Genomic DNA, 19563 nt, shown 5'->3' on the forward strand with positions numbered 1-19563 from the left:
CCCGACCGTCACCGCAGGAGGCCCCGTGAACGTCCTCGATCAGTCCATCGCCGATCTCGATCCCGATATCGCCGCAGTCCTCGACCGTGAGCTCGCCCGCCAGCAGCGCACCCTCGAGATGATCGCCAGCGAGAACTTCGTGCCGCGCGCCGTGCTCCAGGCTCAGGGCTCCGTCCTGACCAACAAGTACGCCGAGGGATATCCGGGTCGTCGCTACTACGGCGGCTGCGAAGAGGTCGACGTCGCGGAGCAGATCGCGATCGACCGGGCGAAGGAGCTGTTCGGGGCCGAGCACGCGAACGTGCAGCCGCACTCCGGTGCGTCCGCGAACGCCGCCGTGATGCACGCCCTCGCCCGCCCCGGCGACAAGCTCATGGGCTTGTCCCTCGCCCACGGCGGCCACCTCACCCACGGCATGAAGATCAATTTCTCCGGCCGTCTCTACGACATCGTCGCCTACGAGACCGAGCCCGAGACGGGCCTGATCGACATGGACAAGGTGCGCGAGCTGGCCGTGGCCGAGCAGCCCAAGGTCATCGTCGCCGGCTGGTCCGCCTACACCCGGCAGCTCGACTTCCCGAAGTTCCGCGAGATCGCCGACGAGGTCGGCGCGGCCCTGTGGGTCGACATGGCGCACTTCGCGGGACTCGTCGCGGCGGGCCTGCACCCCAGCCCCGTTCCGTATGCGGACGTCGTCTCCACCACGATCCACAAGACCATCGGCGGCCCGCGCTCCGGCATGATCCTGTGCACCGAGAAGTGGGCCAAGAAGATCGACTCCGCCGTGTTCCCCGGCCAGCAGGGCGGCCCGCTCATGCACGTCATCGCCGCGAAGGCCGTCGCTCTCAAGGTCGCCGCCACCGAGGACTTCAAGGATCGCCAGGCCCGCACCCTCGAGGGCGCGAAGCTCCTCGCCGAGCGTCTCCAGCAGGAGGATGCGAAGGCTGCCGGCGTGAAGGTGATCTCCGGCGGCACCGACGTGCACCTGGTGCTCGTGGATCTCGTGGACAGCGAGCTCGATGGCCAGCAGGCCGAGGACCGCCTCCACGAGGCCGGCATCACCGTGAACCGCAACGCGGTCCCCAACGACCCGCGGCCGCCGCGCGTCACCTCGGGCCTGCGCATCGGCACCCCGGCCCTGGCCACCCGTGGCTTCGGGGCTGCGGAGTTCACCGAGGTCGCCGACGTGATCGCTCTGGCCCTGACCGGTGGGGAGGATCTCGAGTCCCTCCGCCGGCGCACCGCGGCCCTCGCCGACGCGAAGCCGCTGTACGCGGATCTCGCGCAGTACTGATCGGCATTGTGGGACCCGGCATCTCCGTGCCGGGTCCCCGTCGTTCCGCGGCGGTCGCACGCGCTCCTGCGCGTGTTCCGGGAGGGCAGGTCCGCTCCGGACCGCCCGCCGCACCCGTCCGCCTCGCACCCAGACCACAGCACCGACATCCCAAGGAGCGTCATGACAGCTCAGATCCTCGACGGCAAGGCCACAGCGAAGACGATCAAAGAGGAGCTCGCCGAGCGCGTCGCGCGGCTCGTCGGCGCCGGGCACGAGCGCCCCGGCCTGGCCACGGTGCTCGTGGGGGAGGACCCGGGCAGCGCCGCCTATGTGCGGGGCAAGCATCGCGACAGCGAGCAGATCGGGCTCCATTCCATCCAGAAGCACCTCCCGGCCGACGCCACGCAGGCCGATGTCGAGGCCGTGGTCGATGAGCTGAACGCCGACCCGACCTGCACCGGGTACATCGTGCAGCTCCCGCTGCCGAAGCAGATCGACACCGATGCGATCCTCGAGCGGATCGATCCCGCCAAGGACGCCGACGGACTGCACCCCATGAACCTCGGCCGCCTGGTGCTGAACGCCTACACCGAGATCTCGACGCCCCTGCCCTGCACGCCGCGCGCCGTGATCGAGCTCATGGAGCGTCACGGGCTCGACCTCGTGGGCAAGGACGTGGTGGTCGTCGGCCGTGGCATCACCGTCGGCCGGTCGATCGGCGCGCTCCTGACCCGCCGCGAGTACAACGCGACCGTCACGCTCTGCCACACCGGCACCACCGACCTCCCCGCCCAGCTGCGCCGCGCCGACGTGATCGTCGCCGCCGCAGGTGCCGCCCATCTGGTGCGGCCCGAGGACGTCAAGCCGGGAGCAGTCGTGCTGGATGTCGGCGTCTCCCGTCAGGAGGATCCCGAGGGCGGGAAGGCGAAGCTCGTGGGCGACGTGGATCCCGCCGTGGCGGAGGTCGCCGCCTGGATCAGCCCCAACCCGGGTGGCGTCGGCCCCATGACCCGCGCGCTGCTGATGAAGAACGTCGTCGAGGCGGCCGAACGCGCCGCCGGGATCGAGGAGTCCGCATGACCCTGAGCATCGCCACCGTCAACGTCAACGGCCTGCGGGCCGCTGCACGCAAGGGAATGTCCGAGTGGCTCGCCTCGACCGCGGCCGACGTGGTCACCCTGCAGGAGGTGCGCGCCCCCGAGGAGCTGCTCGCAGGGCTCGTCGGCGAGGACTGGCGCATCGTCGGATCGGCGTCGGAGCTGAAGGGCCGAGCAGGCGTCGCGATCGCCGCCCGCACGTCGCTGGGCGGCATCGACCTCGAGTCGGCCCGTGCGGGTCTGCCGGGGCTGACCGAGCCCGCCCACACCGGACGCTGGCTCGAGACCGATCTGGAGGACCCCTTCGGCGATGGCCGCGCCCTCACGGTCATCTCCTGCTACATGCACTCCGGCAACACCGAGAAGCCGCAGACCATGACCGACAAGTACGCCTTCCTCGACGGCATGATGGATCGCCTCGAGCAGCTGCGGGTCGAGGGTCGCCATGTGGTGCTCACCGGAGACATCAACATCGCCCACACCGAATGGGACATCAAGAACTGGAAGGGCAACCTGAAGTCCGCCGGGTTCCTCCCGGAGGAGCGTGCCTACCTGGACCGTCTCACGTCGGACGCCGGATTTGTGGACGTGCACCGCACCCTGCACGGCGACGGCCCCGGCCCGTACACCTGGTGGTCCCAGCGCGGCAAGGCCTTCGACAACGACGCGGGCTGGAGGATCGACTATCAGCTCGCGACGAAGGATCTCGCCGACCGGGCGACGTCCGCCCAGGTGGACAGCGCGCCGAGCTACGACACCCGCTGGTCCGATCACGCCCCGCTCGTGATCACCTACGCCTGAGGACGGTGCGGTCGGGCGTTCCCGTGGGAGCGCCCGGCCGCAACCGCGCCGGCGCGCGTGACGAACCAAGAATGCGCCCTGAGGGTCGATGTTCGATGGAACATCGACCCTCAGGGCGCATTTCTTCCGGGCGGCTCAGGCGTGCAAGCGGCTCAGACGCGCGTGCGGCTCAGACGCGGCCGCGGATCACAGCCTGCTTGACCTCGGCGATCGCCTTGGTCACCTGGATGCCGCGGGGGCATGCCTCGGTGCAGTTGAAGGTCGTGCGGCAGCGCCACACACCCTCCTTGGAGTTCAGGATCTCCAGACGCTGCTCACCGGCGTCGTCGCGCGAGTCGAAGATGAAGCGGTGCGCGTTGACGATCGCGGCGGGGCCGAAGTACTGCCCGTCGGTCCAGAACACCGGGCACGAGGAGGTGCACGCGGCGCAGAGGATGCACTTGGTGGTGTCGTCGAAGCGCTCGCGCTCCTCGGCGGACTGCAGGCGCTCCTTGCTGGGCTCCTGGCCCTTGGCCACGAGGAACGGCATGACCTCGCGGTAGGAGTCGAAGAACGGCTCCATATCGACGATCAGGTCCTTCTCGACCGGCAGGCCCTTGATGGGCTCGACGGTGATCGGCTTCTTGACGTCGAGGTCCTTCAGGAGCGTCTTGCAGGCCAGACGATTACGACCGTTGATCCGCATCGCGTCGGACCCGCACACGCCGTGGGCGCAGGAGCGGCGGAAGGTCAGGGACCCATCCAGATGCCACTTGATCTCGTGCATGGCGTCGAGCACACGATCGGTGCCATGCATCGTGACGGTGAAGTCTTCCCAGTAGGAGCCCTTCTCGTCCTCGGGGTTGAAGCGGTTGATGCGCAGCGTGACGTCGAAGGAGGGGATCTCCTCGACCTCGGGCTGCGGGGAGTCGGACTGGGACTTCTCGGCGACGGCAGTCATCAGAACGTGCGCTCCTTCGGCTCGTAGCGGGTGATCACGACGGGCTTGGTGCCCAGACGGATCGAGGTGCCCTCTTCGCCCTGCTCACCCTCCAGGGTGCGGTAGGCCATGGTGTGCTTGAGGAAGTTGACGTCGTCGCGCTTGTCGAAGTCCTCTCGGAAGTGGCCGCCCCGGGATTCCTTGCGGTGCAGCGCACCGAGGGCCACGATCTCCGCGAGATCGAGCAGGAAGCCGAGCTCGACGGCCTCCATCAGGTCCAGGTTGTAGCGACGGCCCTTGTCCTGGATGGCCACGGTCTCGTAGCGCTTCTTGAGCTCGACGATCTTGGCGAGAGCGACGCGGCAGGTCTCGTCGGTGCGGAACACCTGGACGTTGGCGTCCATGACCTCCTGCAGCTCGAGACGGATGTTCGCCACGCGGTCCTCCGTGGCCGGACGATCGCGGAGTCGTTCGAGCAGCTCCACCGTGGGGGCCTCGAGGTTCTCGGGCAGCTCGGCGAGCTCCACGGTCTCGGCGTGCTCCGCGGCGGCGATACCGGCGCGACGACCGAAGACGTTGATGTCCAGCAGCGAGTTGGTGCCCAGGCGGTTTCCGCCGTGCACCGAGACGCAGGCGGTCTCTCCGGCCGCGTACAGCCCCGGGATCACGTCCGTCGCGTTGCGCAGGACCTCGCCGCGGATGTTGGTGGGGATGCCGCCCATGCCGTAGTGCGCGGTCGGGAAGACGGGCACAGGATCCGTGTACGGCTCGACACCCAGGTAGGTGCGGGCGAACTCGGTGATGTCCGGGAGCTTCGCATCGATGTGCGCGGGCTCGAGGTGGGTGAGATCGAGGTAGACGTAGTCCTTCTTCGGACCGCAGCCACGACCCTCGCGCACCTCGTTGGCCATGGCGCGGGCGACCACGTCGCGGGGGGCGAGGTCCTTCAGCGTCGGGGCGTAGCGCTCCATGAAGCGCTCCATGTTCGAGTTGCGCAGGATCGCGCCCTCGCCGCGGGCCGCCTCCGACAGGAGGATGCCGAGGCCGGCGAGGCCCGTCGGGTGGAACTGGAAGAACTCCATGTCCTCCAGCGGGATGCCACGACGGAACGCCATGGCGGGGCCGTCACCGGTGAGGGTGTGGGCGTTCGACGTGGTCTTGAAGATCTTGCCGAAGCCGCCGGAGGCGAACACGACGGACTTCGCCCGGAAGATGTGGATCTCGCCGGTGGCCAGCTCGTAGGTGACCACGCCGGAGGCGCGCACGCCCTCGTCGGTGCGGGGATCGCCCGTCATGAGGATGTCGAGCACGTAGTACTCGTTGAAGAACTCCACCTGCTGCTTCACGCAGTTCTGGTAGAGGGTCTGCAGGATCATGTGGCCGGTGCGGTCCGCGGCGTAGCAGGAGCGGCGCACGGGCGCCTCGCCGTGCTCACGGGTGTGCCCGCCGAAGCGCCGCTGGTCGATGCGCCCCTCGGGGGTGCGGTTGAACGGCAGACCCATCTTCTCCAGGTCGAGCACCGCGTCGATGGCCTCCTTGGCCATCACCTCGGCGGCATCCTGGTCGACGAGGTAGTCACCGCCCTTGACGGTGTCGTAGGTGTGCCACTCCCAGTTGTCCTCCTCGACGTTGGCGAGGGCGGCGCACATGCCGCCCTGCGCCGCACCGGTGTGGGAGCGCGTGGGATAGAGCTTGGTGACGACAGCGGTGCGGGAATTCTTGGAGGATTCCAGGGCGGCGCGCATGCCGGCGCCGCCGGCGCCGACGATGACCACGTCGTAGTTATGGGTCTGCATGTCTGGTGACTGCTCCGTTTCGGGGTCGACCGGTGAGAACTGTGTCGGGAGCCGGACCTGCCGGCCCCCGTGGGGAGGCCGTCAGCCTGCGCAGAAGGAGGGCAGCAGGCTGGGCTCGGCGCCGACGGGGCACGGGTTGAAGGTGAAGATCACCAGGGTGCCCAGGATGACCGTCACGACGACCGCGAAGTACAGCAGGCCCTTGAGGGTCAGCCGCAGCGTGGAGCTGCGCGCGTAGTCGTTGATGATCGTGCGCACGCCGTTGCCGCCGTGGAACAGGCCGAGCCACAGCATCAGGAGGTCCCAGACCTGCCAGAACGGGTTGGACCACTTCCCGCCGACGAAGGCGAAGTCGATGCCCTTGACGCCTTCGCCGAGCCACAGGTTCACGAAGAGGTGGCCGAAGACGAGGATCACGAGCAGGACACCGGAGACGCGCATGAACAGCCACGACAGCATCTCCGAGTTGATGCCGCGCTGACCGGTGCGGCTGTAGCGCGTCGTGGGATCAGGAATCGAGGTTGCGGACTGTGCACTCATCATCAGGCTCCGAACATGTGCATGAGCTGACGGGGGACGAAGCCGACCATCAGGACGGCCCAGACGATCACGACACCCCAGAACAGGGCCCGCTGATGCGTGGTGCCCTTGGACCAGAAGTCCACGAGGATGATGCGCAGGCCGTTGAGGGCGTGGAACACGATCGCGGCGACGAGACCGATCTCGCCGAGACCGAACACGATCGTCTTGTAGTGGCCGATCACCTCGTTGTACGCCTCGGGAGAGACCCGCACCAATGCGGTATCGAGGACATGCACGAGCAGGAACAGGAAGATGAGCATTCCCGAGATGCGGTGAGCGACCCAGGACCACATGCCTTCGCGACCGCGATAGAGCGTCCCGGATTGGGCTGATGCCACGGAGTTCCTCCAGAAGCGACGGGTGAACGCCGGGAACGGGATGCGTCACCGCAGAGGTGGGGCGCGCGGGCCCCCGGAGTATGCCCGGACGGCCTTCGCGGCGCTCGAGGCACCCCGTGGGCACCTGGTTCACGACACGGCGACATCATCATCGCCCCCGACAGGGGCAGAGTCAGCGTAGCACCGTGACGTGCAGGTCGGGGGCACCCTGCGGGGCCCGACGACACGTCCGGAAGTCCCTGCGACAGGCTGCTTCCCGGCCCGGATACGCTGGGCAGATGCCTGAGGCTCCGTTCGTTCCCGTGATCCCGGCCGGCGGTGCCGGCACCCGATTGTGGCCGCTCTCACGCCGTGCCCGACCGAAGTTCCTCCTGGACCTCACCGGGAGCGGCGCCTCGCTCCTGCAGCAGACCGTGCGGAGACTGGCACCGCTGGCGGACCGCCCACCGATCATCGTCACCGGGCACGACCACGCCCTCGCGGTGCAGGAGCAGCTGGACGAGATGGACTCCCCGAGCTCCGGCGCGAGGGCCCGGGTCGTCGCCGAGCCCGCCCCGCGCAACTCGATGCCGGCGATCGCGCTCGCGGCAGCGCTCGTGGAGCGGGAAGAGCCCGACGCGGTGATCGGCTCCTTCGCCGCGGACCATCTGATCGCGGATCAGGAGGAGTTCGGCCGCACCGTCGCAACCGCGCGCCGGGCCGCGGAGCACGGCTTCCTCGTCACCCTCGGGATCCGGCCGACCTCTCCGGCGACCGGCTTCGGGTATATCGAGCAGGCCGAGGTCGAGAAGTCAGCAGCAGAGCAGGCCGGGGGCGGGAGCTCCGGGGGAACGTCCGGGGCGGGACCGACGGCTCTTCGCGCGCTCGGCGCGCTCCCGGTCTCGCGGTTCGTGGAGAAGCCGGACCTGGTCACCGCCGAGCAGTTCGTCGCGGCCGGGACCTTCTTCTGGAACGCCGGCATGTTCGTGGTGCGGGCCCGCGTGCTGCTGGACGAGCTCGCCGCGCAGATCCCCGGCCTTGCCCGGGGAGCGAGGGAGATCGCCGCGGCCGCCGGCACCCCGACGTACAGCGAGGTGCTGGCCCGGATCTGGCCCACTCTCACGTCGATCGCGATCGACCACGCCCTGGCCGAGCCCCTTGCCGCGGCAGGACGGGTAGCCGTGGTGCCTGCCTCCTTCGGCTGGGACGACGTCGGCGACTTCGCGGCGCTCGCCCGTCAGCTGCGGGAGTGGGGCCCGGAGGGCGAGGAGTCTTCTGTCCGGGTGCTGGGCGCCTCGACGGTCGATGCCATTGCCTCCACAGCCACGGTGTACGGTTCCACCGATCGTCATATCGCCCTGGTCGGTCTGCAGGGAATCAGCATCGTGGACACCGAGGACGCCCTGCTGGTCCTCGCCGATGAGCAGGCACAGGATGTCACCCGGCTCGTCGGCCTGCTCGACGAGCACGGACGTGGTCACCTGCGCTGAGAACTGTCGGACAGCGGACGTCGGCGGCCGACGACGGCCAGAGCGTCGATCCGGACGACGCATCGATCGGGCCGACGCACCGATCCGGTCGACGCATCGACAAGACATGCCACGGCATGGACGACCAGTGGGAACGGGGAGTGGACAAGGTGGAGCAGTCGCAGCAGGTCCTGCTGGGAACCGCGGAGCAGCGGTCGATGCTGGGACCGGAGGGTCTCATCGCGCGCACGGTCACGGAGAAGGCCGACGAGCTGCGCGATGTGCGTCGCCACCTCCACCGTCATCCCGAGCTCTCCCACGAGGAGCACGCCACCACCGACTACGTCGTGGACCGCCTCTCCGCGCTCGGGCTGTCCCCGCAGCGGCTCGCGAGCACCGGAGCGATCTGCGACATCCCCGGCAGCGAACCGGATCTCGCACCGATCGCCCTGCGCGCCGACATGGACGCCCTCGGCATCCCCGAGCTGTCCACCGTCTCCTACCGCTCCACGGTCGAGGGCGTCTCCCACGCCTGCGGCCACGACGTGCACATGAGTGCCGTGCTCGGTGCGGCGACCGCCCTCGTCCGCGTCGCCGAGGCCGGTGCGCTGCGGCGTGGGGTGCGCCTGGTGTTCCAGCCCTCGGAGGAGATGCATCCCTGCGGGGCGCTGGATCTCATCGGTCAGGGCGTCGTGGACGGCGTGGACTCGATCCTCGCGCTGCACTGCGATCCGGGTGTGGACGTCGGCCATATCGGGTTGAAGTCCGGACCGATCACCTCGGCCACCGACCCGGTGTCGATCCACGTGCGCGGCGCCGGCGGCCACACCTCGCGGCCGCATCTGACCCAGGACCTCGTGTACGCGCTCGGCTCGATCGTGACCCAGCTCCCTGCGGCGCTGACCCGTCGGATGGATCCCCGCTCCGGGGTGAACCTCACCTGGGGGAGCATCCACGCGGGATCCGCGTTCAACGCGATCCCCAGCAGCGGCACCCTCGAGGGGACCCTGCGCTGCTTGGACCACGATGCCTGGGACAGGGCCGAAGAGCTGCTGGAGTCGGTTCTCGCCGACCTCGTGCGCCCCTGGGGCGTCGACGCCCGGGTGAACCATGATCGTGGAGTGCCGCCGGTCTCGAACTCGACCACCAGCGTTGACGTCCTCACCGCCGCCGTGACCAGCGTGCTGGGCCGCGAGAACCTCGACCCCACCGCACAGTCCCTGGGCGGGGAGGACTTCGCCTGGTACCTCGAGAAGGTCCCCGGTGCTCTGGCGCGCTTGGGCACCAGGACCCCGGGCGGGCGCACCTACGACCTCCACATGGGCGACCTGATGATCGACGAGCGCGCCATCGGCATCGGCGCCTCGGTGCTGGCGAGCGCCTGCGTGCAGCGAGACCTCGCCGTCGGCTGACCCGTCGGTCCCTCGACACAGCTGATCCGGTGACGCTCCCGCCCGCCGACCTTCCGGTCGGCGGAGCCGCCGAGACGCCTCCGGCCCTGCGGCACGACGACGTATCCGCGTCGATTTCATAACGGTTCCCGGCCAGCACCGAGCGCGGCCACCGGGAGCCTCCCGGCACGGCTATGGTCCGAGGCGGAACGCGACAACGCTGTCGCCCGAGACCTACCGGGGCCCGATCGGCCCCGACTCTCCAGCGGAGGAACCCCCATGAAGAGCATCACGCGTGCGCTCGCCCTCACCGGGGCCGGCGTCCTCACCCTCGCATCGTGCGGCACAGCACCTGAGGAGGGCGGCGGCAGCAGCGGCAGCGATGCCGGCGGCGCCTCGAGCGACTACAAGGCCTGCATGGTCTCGGACTCGGGCGGCTGGGACGACAAGTCCTTCAACGAGTCGAGCCACAACGGTCTCAAGGCCGCGGTCGAGAACCTCGGCATCGAGCAGGCCGAGGCGGAATCCACCACCGACTCCGACTTCGCCCCGAACATCAACAACATGGTCACGCAGGGCTGCGACCTGATCGTCACGGTCGGCTTCCTGCTGGCCCCCGCCACCGGCGCCGCCGCCGAGGCCAACGCGGACACCGACTTCGCGATCGTCGACTCCACCGCGCAGGACGCCGACGGCAACCCCGTCGAGCTCGACAACGTCAAGCCCCTCGAGTTCAACACCGCCGAGGCCGCGTTCCTGGCCGGCTACCTCGCCGCGGGCATGACCGAGACCGGGAAGGTCGCCACGTACGGCGGCATGGACCTCCCCACCGTCACGATCTTCATGGACGGCTACGCCGACGGCGTCGCGTACCACAACGAGACCAAGGGCACCGACGTCGAGGTCCTCGGCTGGAACAAGGAGACCCAGAAGGGCTCCATCGTGGGCACCTTCGAGGACCAGTCCAAGGGCAAGGCCGTCTCCGACGAGTTCTACAACGCCGGCGCGGACATCATCATGCCGGTCGCCGGACCGGTCGGTGCAGGCACCCTCGCCTCCGCCAAGGAGGGCGAGGACCGCACCGTGATCTGGGTCGACTCCGACGGCTTCGAGACGAACTCGAGCGACGAGGACGCCCAGGACGTCATCCTCACCTCCGTCATGAAGGAGATGGACACCGCCGTCGAGGACGTCATCACCACCTCCGCCGACGGCAAGTTCGACGCCACCTCGTACGTGGGCACCCTCGAGAACGGCGGCGTGGGCCTGGCCCCGTTCCACGAGTTCGAGGACGACGTCCCCGAGGAGCTCTCCACCGAGCTCGAGACCCTCAAGCAGGACATCATCGACGGCAAGGTCACCGTCGAGTCCGACGCCTCGCCCAAGGCTGCCTGACCCCTCCGGAGCACGGCGGTCCCGGCCCCACCCGGGCCGGGACCGCCTCCTCCTGATCGCTCGGCCGATGATCTCGGCCGTCGCCGACGGAAGCGAGAGATGTGAAGCTCGAACTGCGCGGGATCACGAAGACCTTCGGGTCCTTCGTGGCCAATGACGCGATCGACCTGGTCGTCGAACCCGGGGAGATCCACTCCCTGCTGGGGGAGAACGGCGCCGGGAAGTCCACCCTGATGAACGTGCTGTACGGGCTGTACCGACCCGACGGCGGCCAGATCGTCATCAATGGGAAGCCCGTCTCCTTCTCCGATCCCGGTGACGCCATGGCGGCCGGCATCGGCATGGTCCACCAGCACTTCATGCTGGTCCCCGTCTTCACGGTGGCCGAGAACATGGTGCTCGGCCACGAGCCGACCAAGGGCGGCCTGCTCGACCTGGGTGCGGCCCGCAGGCTCGTGCGGGAGATCTCCGCGCGCTTCGGCTTCGAGATCGACCCCGACGCCCTCGTCGAGAACCTCCCCGTCGGCGCGCAGCAGCGCGTCGAGATCATCAAGGCGCTCAGCCGTCGGGCCGAGGTGCTCGTGCTGGACGAGCCCACCGCCGTGCTGACCCCGCAGGAGACCGACGAGCTGATGGCGATCATGCGTCAGCTGCGGGACGAGGGCACCTCGATCGTCTTCATCACCCACAAGCTGCGCGAGGTCAAGGCGGTCTCCGACCGCATCACCGTGATCCGTCGCGGCAAGGTCGTCGGCGAGGCGGATCCCTCCGCGGACCAGGCGGAGCTCGCCTCCCTCATGGTCGGCCGCCAGGTCTCCCTCGCCCAGGACAAGATCGAGGCGACCCCGGGCGAGATCGCCCTGCAGGTCACCGATCTGCGGGTGACGGACGACGCCGGCGTGCGCACCCTGGACGGCGTCACCTTCGACGTCCGTCATGGCGAGGTGCTCGCCATCGCCGGCGTCCAGGGCAATGGGCAGACGGAGCTCGCCGAGGCACTCCTGGGCCTCGAGGACACCGTGCACGGCTCCGCGACCCTGGAGGGTCGTGAGCTCGTGGGCCGCAGCACCAAGCAGGTGCTCGACGCCGGGGTCGGCTTCGTCCCCGAGGACCGCACCCATGATGCCCTGATCCCGGACTTCTCGGTCGCCGAGAACCTCGTGCTGGACCAGCACGACCGCCCGCCCTTCGGCAGCGCCGTCGCCATGTCTCTGCGGGCCGTGCGGGAGAACGCGGAGCGGCTGATCCCCGAGTTCGACGTGCGCACCCAGTCCGCCGACTCCGCCGTCTCCGCGCTGTCCGGCGGCAACCAGCAGAAGGTCGTGATGGCCCGCGCCCTGCACCGCGAGCTCACCCTGCTGATCGCCTCCCAGCCCACCCGCGGCGTCGACGTCGGTTCGATCGAGTTCCTCCACCGTCGGATCCTCGACGAGCGTGACAAGGGCACCCCCGTCATCATCGTCTCGACCGAGCTCGACGAGGTCACCCAGCTCGCGGACCGCATCGCCGTGATGTACCGCGGCCAGATCCTCGGGATCGTGCCCGGGGACGAGGACCGCGACGTGCTCGGCCTGATGATGGCCGGCTACACGGTCGACGCCGCCCGTGAGGCCGTCGCCGCCGGCGCGCGCACCACCGACTCGCAGCTCGCCGACGAAGGAGAGATCGTATGACCGCCGTCGTCGACCCCGAGAACACCGGCTCCGCCCCGGGAGTCGGGGCCGGGAGCAACGACTCCCCGCCGCCGCCCGAGCAGCAGGCCGAGGACCGACTGCGCGGGACCCTGCAGAAGATCGCCCGCGGCGACCTGCTCGTGGTGGTCATGAGCTTCGTCTTCGCCTTCCTCATCGGCTCGGTGCTCATCGTCATCGCCGACGTCGAGGTGCGGGAGACGCTCGGGTATTTCCTGGACCGTCCGTCCGACGCCGTGACCGCGATCTGGCAGTCGGTGACCCAGGCCTACGGGGCCATGTTCCGCGGGGCCGTGTTCGACGGCGTCGGGTACTCCCGGGTCGCCGATGACCTCCGCGCTGCGGGCGGGAGCGGAACCTACGTCCTCCTCCCCGCGCTCGCCGCAGGCCTGCGACCGCTCACCGAGACCCTGACCGTCGCCACCCCGCTGATCATCGCGGCGGCAGGCATGGCGGTCAGCTTCCGTGCCGGGCTGTTCAACATCGGCGGCACCGGCCAGCTCATCGTGGGCGCGATGGCCGCCGGATACATCGGCTTCAGCTGGGACCTGCCGATCGTCGTGCACCTGCTGATCGCCCTGGTCGGTGGTCTGCTCGCCGGTGCGCTCTGGGGCGGCATCGCCGGCTTCCTCAAGGCGCGCTTCGGCGCCAACGAGGTCATCAGCACGATCATGCTGAACTGGATCGCCACCTATCTGCTGTTCTTCGCGCTCAAGACCGCAGCCTTCACAGGAGCCAACCAGTCGCAGCCGACCTCCCCCTCGGTCTCCGACTCCGCCGTCCTCCCGCAGCTGCTCGGCTCCGGCTTCCGGCTGCACGCCGGTTTGTTCCTCGCCGCCGGCGCCGCCGTGCTGCTGTGGTGGCTGATGAGCCGCTCCACGCTCGGCTTCCAGTTCCGGGCCGTCGGCTCGAACCCTCGCGCGTCACGGGTCGCCGGCATCTCCCCGTCCCGCACCGCCTTCCTGGTGCTGACCGTGGCCGGTGGCCTCGTCGGCCTCGCCGGCGCCGTGCACGTGCTGGGCACCGAGAAGCGACTCACCGAGGGCGTCGCCGGCAGCATCGGCTTCGACGCCATCACGGTCGCTCTGCTCGGGCGCTCCGGTCCGGTCGGTGTGGTCCTGGCCGGGCTGCTGTTCGCGGGCTTGTCCACCGGTGGCCGCTTCATGGAGAGCAGCCAGGGCGTCCCGCTGGACCTCGTGCAGGTCATCCAGGTCCTCGTGGTGCTGTTCATCGCCGCACCGCCTCTCGTGCGCACCCTCATCGGCCTGCGCCGTGTCGACCACCCCTCCACCGCAGCCCGGGGGCGCACCGCCCGACGGACGACGGCCGGCGACGCGTCGACGGCCTCCACCGCGACCTCGCCCGACTCACCGGGACGCCCGGAGGGACCGCCCCGTGACCCCGGCGCGCCATCTCCCGGCGCCGCACCTCCCGATGCCCTCTCCTCCGACTCCCCGCCTCGGACAGCACCCTCCGGCGGCGACGTCGAGGATCCCACCGACGCGACGGGAGATCAGCGATGACCGCCACACCCACCGTGGCCCCGGACGATTCCGAGGTCCAGAAGAAGGTCACCGACGAGCGCCCCGACAGATGGTGGCACCTCCCGGCCACCACGACGGTGCTCGGCCTCATCGCGCTGGTGTTCTTCGGCCTGCGCGGGGTCCCCGGCGCGGAGTCGTCCTTCGCCCTGGCCCGTGAGGGCGACCTCAACCCCTTCGGTCTGATCCCGGAGCGGATCACCGTGCCCTCGATCGGCGGGGCCGTGGCCCTGGCCGTGATCGCGCTGGCAGCATCGGCAGCGCTGTGGGTGCTCCACGCCCGCGCGGCCCGTCCCCGGCCCGCAGCACGCCTCGGCCTCATCGCCGTCTTCGCGGTGAGCTGGATCCTGGCCTTCATGACCTGGGTGATCTCCGAGCGGGCCCTGGACGTGGCCACGCTCCTCCAGGGCACCCTCGCCCTCGCCGTCCCCCTCGCCTTCGGCGCCCTGTCCGGGGTGCTCTCCGAGCGTGCGGGAGTCATCAACATCGCGATCGAGGGGCAGCTGCTGTTCGGGGCGTTCGGCGCCGCGCTCGTGGGCTCCCTCGCCGGGAGCGCCTGGGTGGGCCTGGTCGCCGCACCGTTCATGGCCCTCGTGATGGGCGCCCTGCTGGCCATGTTCGCCGTCGGCTACCGGGTGCAGCAGATCATCGTGGGCGTGGTGCTGAACGTGCTCGCCATCGGCGTCACCTCGTTCTTCTTCGGCACCGTGATGCGGCAGAACCCGGGGCAGTTCAACTCGCCCCTGCGCCTGCCGACCCTGCGCATCCCGGTCCTCGCGGACATCCCCGTGATCGGCCGCGTGCTGTTCGAGCAGAACATCCTCGTGTACCTGATGTGGATCATCGTCGCCGGCCTCACGGTCGCCCTGTTCCGCACGCGCTGGGGGCTGCGGGTGCGCGCCGTGGGCGAGCACCCGCGCGCCGCGGACACCGTCGGCATCCCCGTGAACCGCACCCGCTGGATCAACGTGATGCTCGGCTCCGCCGTCGCCGGGCTCGGCGGGGCCACGCTCACCATCGGCACCGGGGTCGCCTTCGGCGAGGAGATGTCCGCCGGCAAGGGCTACATCGCCCTCGCCGCGATGATCCTGGGCCGGTACCACCCCGTGGGCGCTCTGCTGGCCGCGCTCACCTTCGCCTTCGCGGATTCCCTGCAGCTGCGCCTGGGCACGATGTCCGCCGCGGAAGGGGGCGTCTCCATCCCGGGCGACTTCCTCCTCATGCTGCCGTACGTCGTGGCCCTGTTCGCCGTCGCCGGCGTCGTGGGCCGGGTACGGGTCCCGGCGGCCGACGGTGTCCCGTACGTCAAGCAGTGAACGCCCGGCATCGGGAGCGCCGCAGTGAGCAGTGCGCAGTGACTACCTCGACGAGCAATGGGATCATCGACGTATGAGCACCTCACAGACCACCGGTACCGACCCGGAGGGTGACCCTCAGGGCACCGGAGCGGACGGCGTCGATGGGTGCGCCGTCGGGACGGGAACCGTCGAAGAGGTCGACGCCGACTTCATGGAGCTGCTCGCCGCGGCCCGCGAGGTCGCCGAGCACGCCTACGCACCGTACTCGCGCTTCCGGGTGGGCGCGGCCGGCCTCACGACCGACGGCCGGCTGGTGCGGGGCTGCAACGTGGAGAACGCCGGTTACGGCGTCACGCTCTGCGCGGAGTGCGGCATGATCAGCGAGCTCGTCGCCGGGGGCGGCGGGCGCCTCTCGCGCTTCGTCTGCGTGGGCGGGGACGAGCACCTTTCTCGCGAGGAGCGCGCCGTGGTGATGCCCTGCGGGCGCTGCCGGCAGCTGCTGTCCGAGCACGCCGCCGAGGACCTCGTGGTCCTCACCCCCGAGGGCCCGCGAACCATGGCGCAGGTGCTGCCCCAGGCCTTCGGCCCCTCCGACCTCCAGATGTGAGCAGACCGTCCGTGCCACATGGCACCGAGACCACCACCGACACGACGATCCGCCGACCCCGCGACCCCAGGAGACCTCCCATGACCACTGCATCCACCGGCTCGACCGGAACCTCGCCCGCCGTGGAGCCCTTCGACGTCGTCGACGTCATCCGCACCAAGCGCGACGGCCAGGCGCTCGCTGACGGCCAGATCGACTGGGTGATCGACGCCTACACCCGCGGCGTGGTCGCCGAGCAGCAGATGGCGGCGCTCGCGATGGCGATCTTCCTGCGCGGGATGGAGCGGTCGGAGATCGCCCGCTGGACCCACGCGATGATCGCCAGCGGCGAGCGGATGGACTTCCAGGCGCTCTCGAAGCCGACGACGGACAAGCACTCCACCGGCGGCGTGGGCGACAAGATCACCCTGCCGCTGGCACCCCTGGTGGCGAGCTTCGGGGTGGCTGTGCCGCAGCTGTCCGGGCGAGGGCTGGGCCACACCGGCGGCACGCTCGACAAGCTCGAGGCGATCCCCGGGTGGCGCGCGGACCTCAGCAACGCCGAGATGATGGCCCAGCTCGAGAGCGCCGGCGCGGTGATCTGCGCCGCCGGCTCGGGCCTCGCCCCGGCCGACAAGAAGCTCTACGCCCTGCGCGACATCACCGGGACCGTCGAGGCGATCCCGCTGATCGCCAGCTCGATCATGTCCAAGAAGATCGCCGAGGGCACCGCCGCGCTGACCCTGGACGTCAAGACCGGCGCCGGCGCCTTCATGAAGGACGAGGCGGATGCGCGCGAGCTCGCGCGCACCATGGTGGAGCTCGGCACCGACGCCGGGGTGCACACCGTCGCGCTGCTGACCGACATGTCCGCACCGCTCGGCCGCACCGCCGGGAATGGTCTCGAGGTGCGCGAGTCCCTCGAGGTGCTCGCCGGCGGCGGCCCGGCGGACGTCGTGGAGCTCACCTGCGCCCTGGCTCGCGAGATGCTGGATGCGGCAGGGGTGCACGACGCCGATGTGGAGGCCGCACTGGCCGACGGCCGGGCGATGGACTCCTGGCGCGCGATGATCTCCGCCCAGGGCGGTGACGTCGACGCCCCGCTTCCGGTCGCGCAGCACGTCGAGGAGCTCCGGGCCACCGAGGACGGGGTCGTCACCGGGCTCGACGCGATGGGCGTGGGCGTGGCCGCCTGGCGCCTGGGTGCCGGCCGCTCCCGCCCGGGGGAGGCCGTGCAGGCCGCCGCCGGTGTGGAGATCGAGGCGCACATCGGCGACGAGGTGAAGGCCGGCGACGTCCTGGCCCGTCTGCACACCGACACCGCGGAGCGGATGCCTCGGGCGCTCGAGTCGATCGACGGCTCCTGGACCCTCGCCGCCGCCGGCACCGCGGTGCCGGCGCGGAAGATCGTGATGGACCGCATCGCCTGAGCGCATCAACTGGGCTCTGGGCCCGACGCGCCGGCCGCTGGGAACTGAGCTCTCTGGGCCCAGGCCTACAGCGCGCGGAGTGCCGGCAGGATGTGCTCGACCATGAGCGGGGCCAGCCGGGCGCCGGTGCCGGGCTCGTCGATCCGCACCCAGCGATGATCGGCGAGCTCGGCCTGCACCACGAGCGGCTCGGGCAGCGGGATGCGGGAAGTGAACACCGTCGAGCGCACCATCGTGTTCGGCTCGTTCGCGGCGACCGCCTCGAAGTCGCCGAGCGGTGCGAGGTCCGCGGGAGCCAGCGTCACGCCGATCTCCTCGGCGACCTCGCGGATCGCCGCCTCCAGGGCGCTCTCGCCCGGCTCGAGCTTGCCACCGACCTGCATATAAGAGCCGGTGCCTCGCTTGCGCACCGCCAGCACCTCGGTGCCGTGCTCTCCCTCGCGCAGGAAGCACACCGCCGTGATCCGCAGGACGTCCCCGGAACGTGAGGGGTGGGCGTGCCGCTGCTCGCAGTCCGCGACGCCCGTGAGGCGGTGCAGCCACCGGGTCCCGGCGTGCAGACCCTCGGGGCGCATCCCGGCGCGGGCCCAGCCGTCGAGATCGGCGCGCTGATCCCGGGCGAGCCCCCATCCCCGGCGCAGCAGCGTCAGCGGTGGCTTGCGGTTCTGGCGCAGGTCCCTCACGAGGCGCAGGGCGAAGACGACCGGAGTGGGGCGGTGCAGCACGATGGCGTCGGCCAGCAGTCCGGCCGCCGCGAGCGGGGCGATCAGCTCGGCGGCGAAGATGCCCTCGGCGATGATCAGCGGCGCGTCCCCGGCCACGAGTCGCGTGGTCCCGGTGCGGCGCGAGGCGGAGATCGAGTACTCGGGGACCTCGGCGGCGCCGTCGTGGGCGAGGGCCGTCAGCGCCTCGAGGGCCGCGCCGGCGTTCCAGGAGGCGGGATCGTCCCAGTCCACGATGCCGAAGCGGTGGGGGAGGCCGGGATCATCGTGCTCGCGGTAGAACTCGTCGAGCCCGAGGACGGGCAGTCCGGATCGGCGCGACATGACGCCCTTGCCGCTTCCCGACGGGCCGGCGAGCAGGACGATGCGGCGCGGCGTGCGGGGCAGGGCTGGCGCGATGGTCACGACCGTCGATTCTAGGCGCTCGGGGGAGCGCAGAGGCCTGCCTCGCAGGCATCGCGGCGTTCGTGTGATGGTCTCCTCAGGAAGCCGCTCGTGGGAAGATCTCTCCATGACCACTCTCGATCGCGCACAGCTCGCACCCCTCATCGATCACACGCTCCTCAAGCCCGAGGCCACCCGCGCGGAGGTCGACGCGCTCGCCCGCGAGGCCGAGGAGCTCGGCACCTACTCGATCTGCGTCTCCCCGTCGATGCTCCCCGTGGAGACCACGGTCAAGGTCGCCACCGTGTGCGGCTTCCCGTCGGGCCAGCACGCCCCGGCGATCAAGGCCGCCGAGGCCGCGGACTCCGTGGCCAAGGGCGCCGACGAGGTCGACATGGTCCTGAACGTGGGCCTCGCCCGCTCCGGGGACTTCGCCGCCGTCGAGGACGAGATCCGCGCCGTGCGCGAGGCCGCCCCGACGCCTGTCGTGCTCAAGGTGATCATCGAATCCGCCGCGTTGGAGGACGAGCAGATCGTCGGCGTGTGCGAGGCCGCCGAGCGTGCCGGCGCCGACTTCGTGAAGACCTCCACGGGCTTCCACCCCGCCGGTGGAGCGAGCGAGCACGCCGTGCAGTTGATGCGCGCCACCGTGGGCGACCGCCTCGGGGTGAAGGCCTCCGGCGGGATCCGCACCCGCGAGGCCGCCGAGGCGATGGTCGCCGCTGGTGCCAGCCGCCTGGGCCTGTCCTCCTCGAAGGCCATCCTCGAGGGCGGCAGCGGCACCGGGTACTGAGTCCGCAGGGCCCGAATGCTCCGGGGAGCCCATCACCGCGGTGCGGACCGGCTCCCTCTCAGCTCCCTGCTCCGG

Annotated in this window: 17 protein-coding genes; 12 read left to right on the forward strand and 5 right to left on the reverse strand. The window is 70.3% G+C overall.

Going from position 1 to position 19563, the window contains the following annotated elements; genetic code table 11:
- Positions 1-25 precede the first annotated feature (25 nt).
- The 3 genes from glyA to ACT3UL_RS08580 all read left to right on the forward strand — a co-directional run bounded on the left by glyA (position 26) and on the right by ACT3UL_RS08580 (position 3174).
- A complete protein-coding gene (glyA, locus tag ACT3UL_RS08570) occupies positions 26-1294 on the forward strand; it encodes a serine hydroxymethyltransferase (RefSeq protein ID WP_444577830.1) in 1269 nt (422 codons plus the stop codon).
- A 162-nt stretch (positions 1295-1456) separates the two neighbouring features.
- Positions 1457-2356, forward strand: a complete 900-nt coding sequence (locus tag ACT3UL_RS08575; RefSeq protein WP_444577831.1) for a bifunctional methylenetetrahydrofolate dehydrogenase/methenyltetrahydrofolate cyclohydrolase — start codon at positions 1457-1459, stop codon at positions 2354-2356.
- A complete protein-coding gene (locus ACT3UL_RS08580) occupies positions 2353-3174 on the forward strand; it encodes an exodeoxyribonuclease III (protein WP_444577832.1) in 822 nt (273 codons plus the stop codon). The genes ACT3UL_RS08575 and ACT3UL_RS08580 overlap by 4 nt, the downstream gene beginning before the upstream one ends.
- 169 nt (positions 3175-3343) lie before the next feature.
- On the opposite strand, the gene ACT3UL_RS08585 is transcribed toward ACT3UL_RS08580, so the two are convergent.
- From ACT3UL_RS08585 to sdhC, 4 genes are all read right to left on the reverse strand, one after another.
- On the reverse strand, positions 3344-4114 hold the full coding sequence (locus tag ACT3UL_RS08585; protein WP_444577833.1) for a succinate dehydrogenase iron-sulfur subunit: 771 nt from the start codon (positions 4112-4114) through the stop codon (positions 3344-3346).
- Positions 4114-5889: a succinate dehydrogenase flavoprotein subunit gene (gene sdhA / locus ACT3UL_RS08590; protein ID WP_444577834.1), complete on the reverse strand. Its 1776-nt coding sequence runs from the start codon at positions 5887-5889 to the stop codon at positions 4114-4116. Before sdhA ends, ACT3UL_RS08585 begins: the two co-directional genes overlap by 1 nt.
- 81 nt (positions 5890-5970) lie before the next feature.
- Positions 5971-6429 carry a succinate dehydrogenase, hydrophobic membrane anchor protein gene (gene sdhD, locus ACT3UL_RS08595; RefSeq protein ID WP_444577835.1) on the reverse strand — a complete coding sequence of 153 codons (459 nt, stop codon included), beginning with the start codon at positions 6427-6429 and terminating at the stop codon, positions 5971-5973.
- Positions 6430-6431: 2 nt separating this feature from the next.
- Positions 6432-6809, reverse strand: coding sequence for a succinate dehydrogenase, cytochrome b556 subunit (gene sdhC / locus ACT3UL_RS08600; protein ID WP_444577836.1), 378 nt, complete (start codon positions 6807-6809; stop codon positions 6432-6434).
- A gap of 278 nt (positions 6810-7087) precedes the next feature.
- On the opposite strand from sdhC, the gene ACT3UL_RS08605 reads away from it, so the two are divergent.
- The 8 genes from ACT3UL_RS08605 (at position 7088) to ACT3UL_RS08640 (ending at position 17589) form a co-directional block, all read left to right on the forward strand.
- Positions 7088-8278 carry a mannose-1-phosphate guanylyltransferase gene (locus ACT3UL_RS08605; protein ID WP_444577837.1) on the forward strand — a complete coding sequence of 397 codons (1191 nt, stop codon included), beginning with the start codon at positions 7088-7090 and terminating at the stop codon, positions 8276-8278.
- A 116-nt stretch (positions 8279-8394) separates the two neighbouring features.
- Positions 8395-9669, forward strand: coding sequence for a M20 family metallopeptidase (locus tag ACT3UL_RS08610; RefSeq protein ID WP_444577838.1), 1275 nt, complete (start codon positions 8395-8397; stop codon positions 9667-9669).
- 258 nt (positions 9670-9927) lie between these two features.
- Entirely contained in the window at positions 9928-11043 is a 1116-nt protein-coding gene (locus ACT3UL_RS08615; RefSeq protein ID WP_444577839.1) for a BMP family lipoprotein, read from the forward strand.
- A gap of 101 nt (positions 11044-11144) precedes the next feature.
- Positions 11145-12716: an ABC transporter ATP-binding protein gene (locus ACT3UL_RS08620; protein ID WP_444577840.1), complete on the forward strand. Its 1572-nt coding sequence runs from the start codon at positions 11145-11147 to the stop codon at positions 12714-12716.
- Positions 12713-14257, forward strand: a complete 1545-nt coding sequence (locus ACT3UL_RS08625; RefSeq protein ID WP_444577841.1) for an ABC transporter permease subunit — start codon at positions 12713-12715, stop codon at positions 14255-14257. Before ACT3UL_RS08620 ends, ACT3UL_RS08625 begins: the two co-directional genes overlap by 4 nt.
- Positions 14254-15591, forward strand: a complete 1338-nt coding sequence (locus tag ACT3UL_RS08630; RefSeq protein WP_444577842.1) for an ABC transporter permease — start codon at positions 14254-14256, stop codon at positions 15589-15591. Before ACT3UL_RS08625 ends, ACT3UL_RS08630 begins: the two co-directional genes overlap by 4 nt.
- Before the next feature lie 193 nt (positions 15592-15784).
- On the forward strand, positions 15785-16180 hold the full coding sequence (locus ACT3UL_RS08635; protein WP_444577987.1) for a cytidine deaminase: 396 nt from the start codon (positions 15785-15787) through the stop codon (positions 16178-16180).
- Positions 16181-16260: 80 nt separating this feature from the next.
- Positions 16261-17589 (forward strand): thymidine phosphorylase, encoded by a 1329-nt coding sequence (locus ACT3UL_RS08640; RefSeq protein WP_444577843.1) that lies wholly within the window; start codon positions 16261-16263, stop codon positions 17587-17589.
- A 65-nt stretch (positions 17590-17654) separates the two neighbouring features.
- On the opposite strand, the gene ACT3UL_RS08645 is transcribed toward ACT3UL_RS08640, so the two are convergent.
- Positions 17655-18716 carry an NUDIX domain-containing protein gene (locus ACT3UL_RS08645; protein ID WP_444577844.1) on the reverse strand — a complete coding sequence of 354 codons (1062 nt, stop codon included), beginning with the start codon at positions 18714-18716 and terminating at the stop codon, positions 17655-17657.
- Between the two features lie 106 nt (positions 18717-18822).
- Here ACT3UL_RS08645 and deoC point away from each other — a divergent pair, with 106 nt between their 5' ends.
- A complete protein-coding gene (gene deoC / locus ACT3UL_RS08650) occupies positions 18823-19488 on the forward strand; it encodes a deoxyribose-phosphate aldolase (RefSeq protein ID WP_444577845.1) in 666 nt (221 codons plus the stop codon).
- The last annotated feature ends 75 nt before the right edge of the window (positions 19489-19563 follow it).

Origin of the sequence: Brachybacterium sp. 107, from assembly GCF_052379725.1 — a bacterium.
In the GTDB taxonomy this organism is placed as follows: domain Bacteria; phylum Actinomycetota; class Actinomycetes; order Actinomycetales; family Dermabacteraceae; genus Brachybacterium.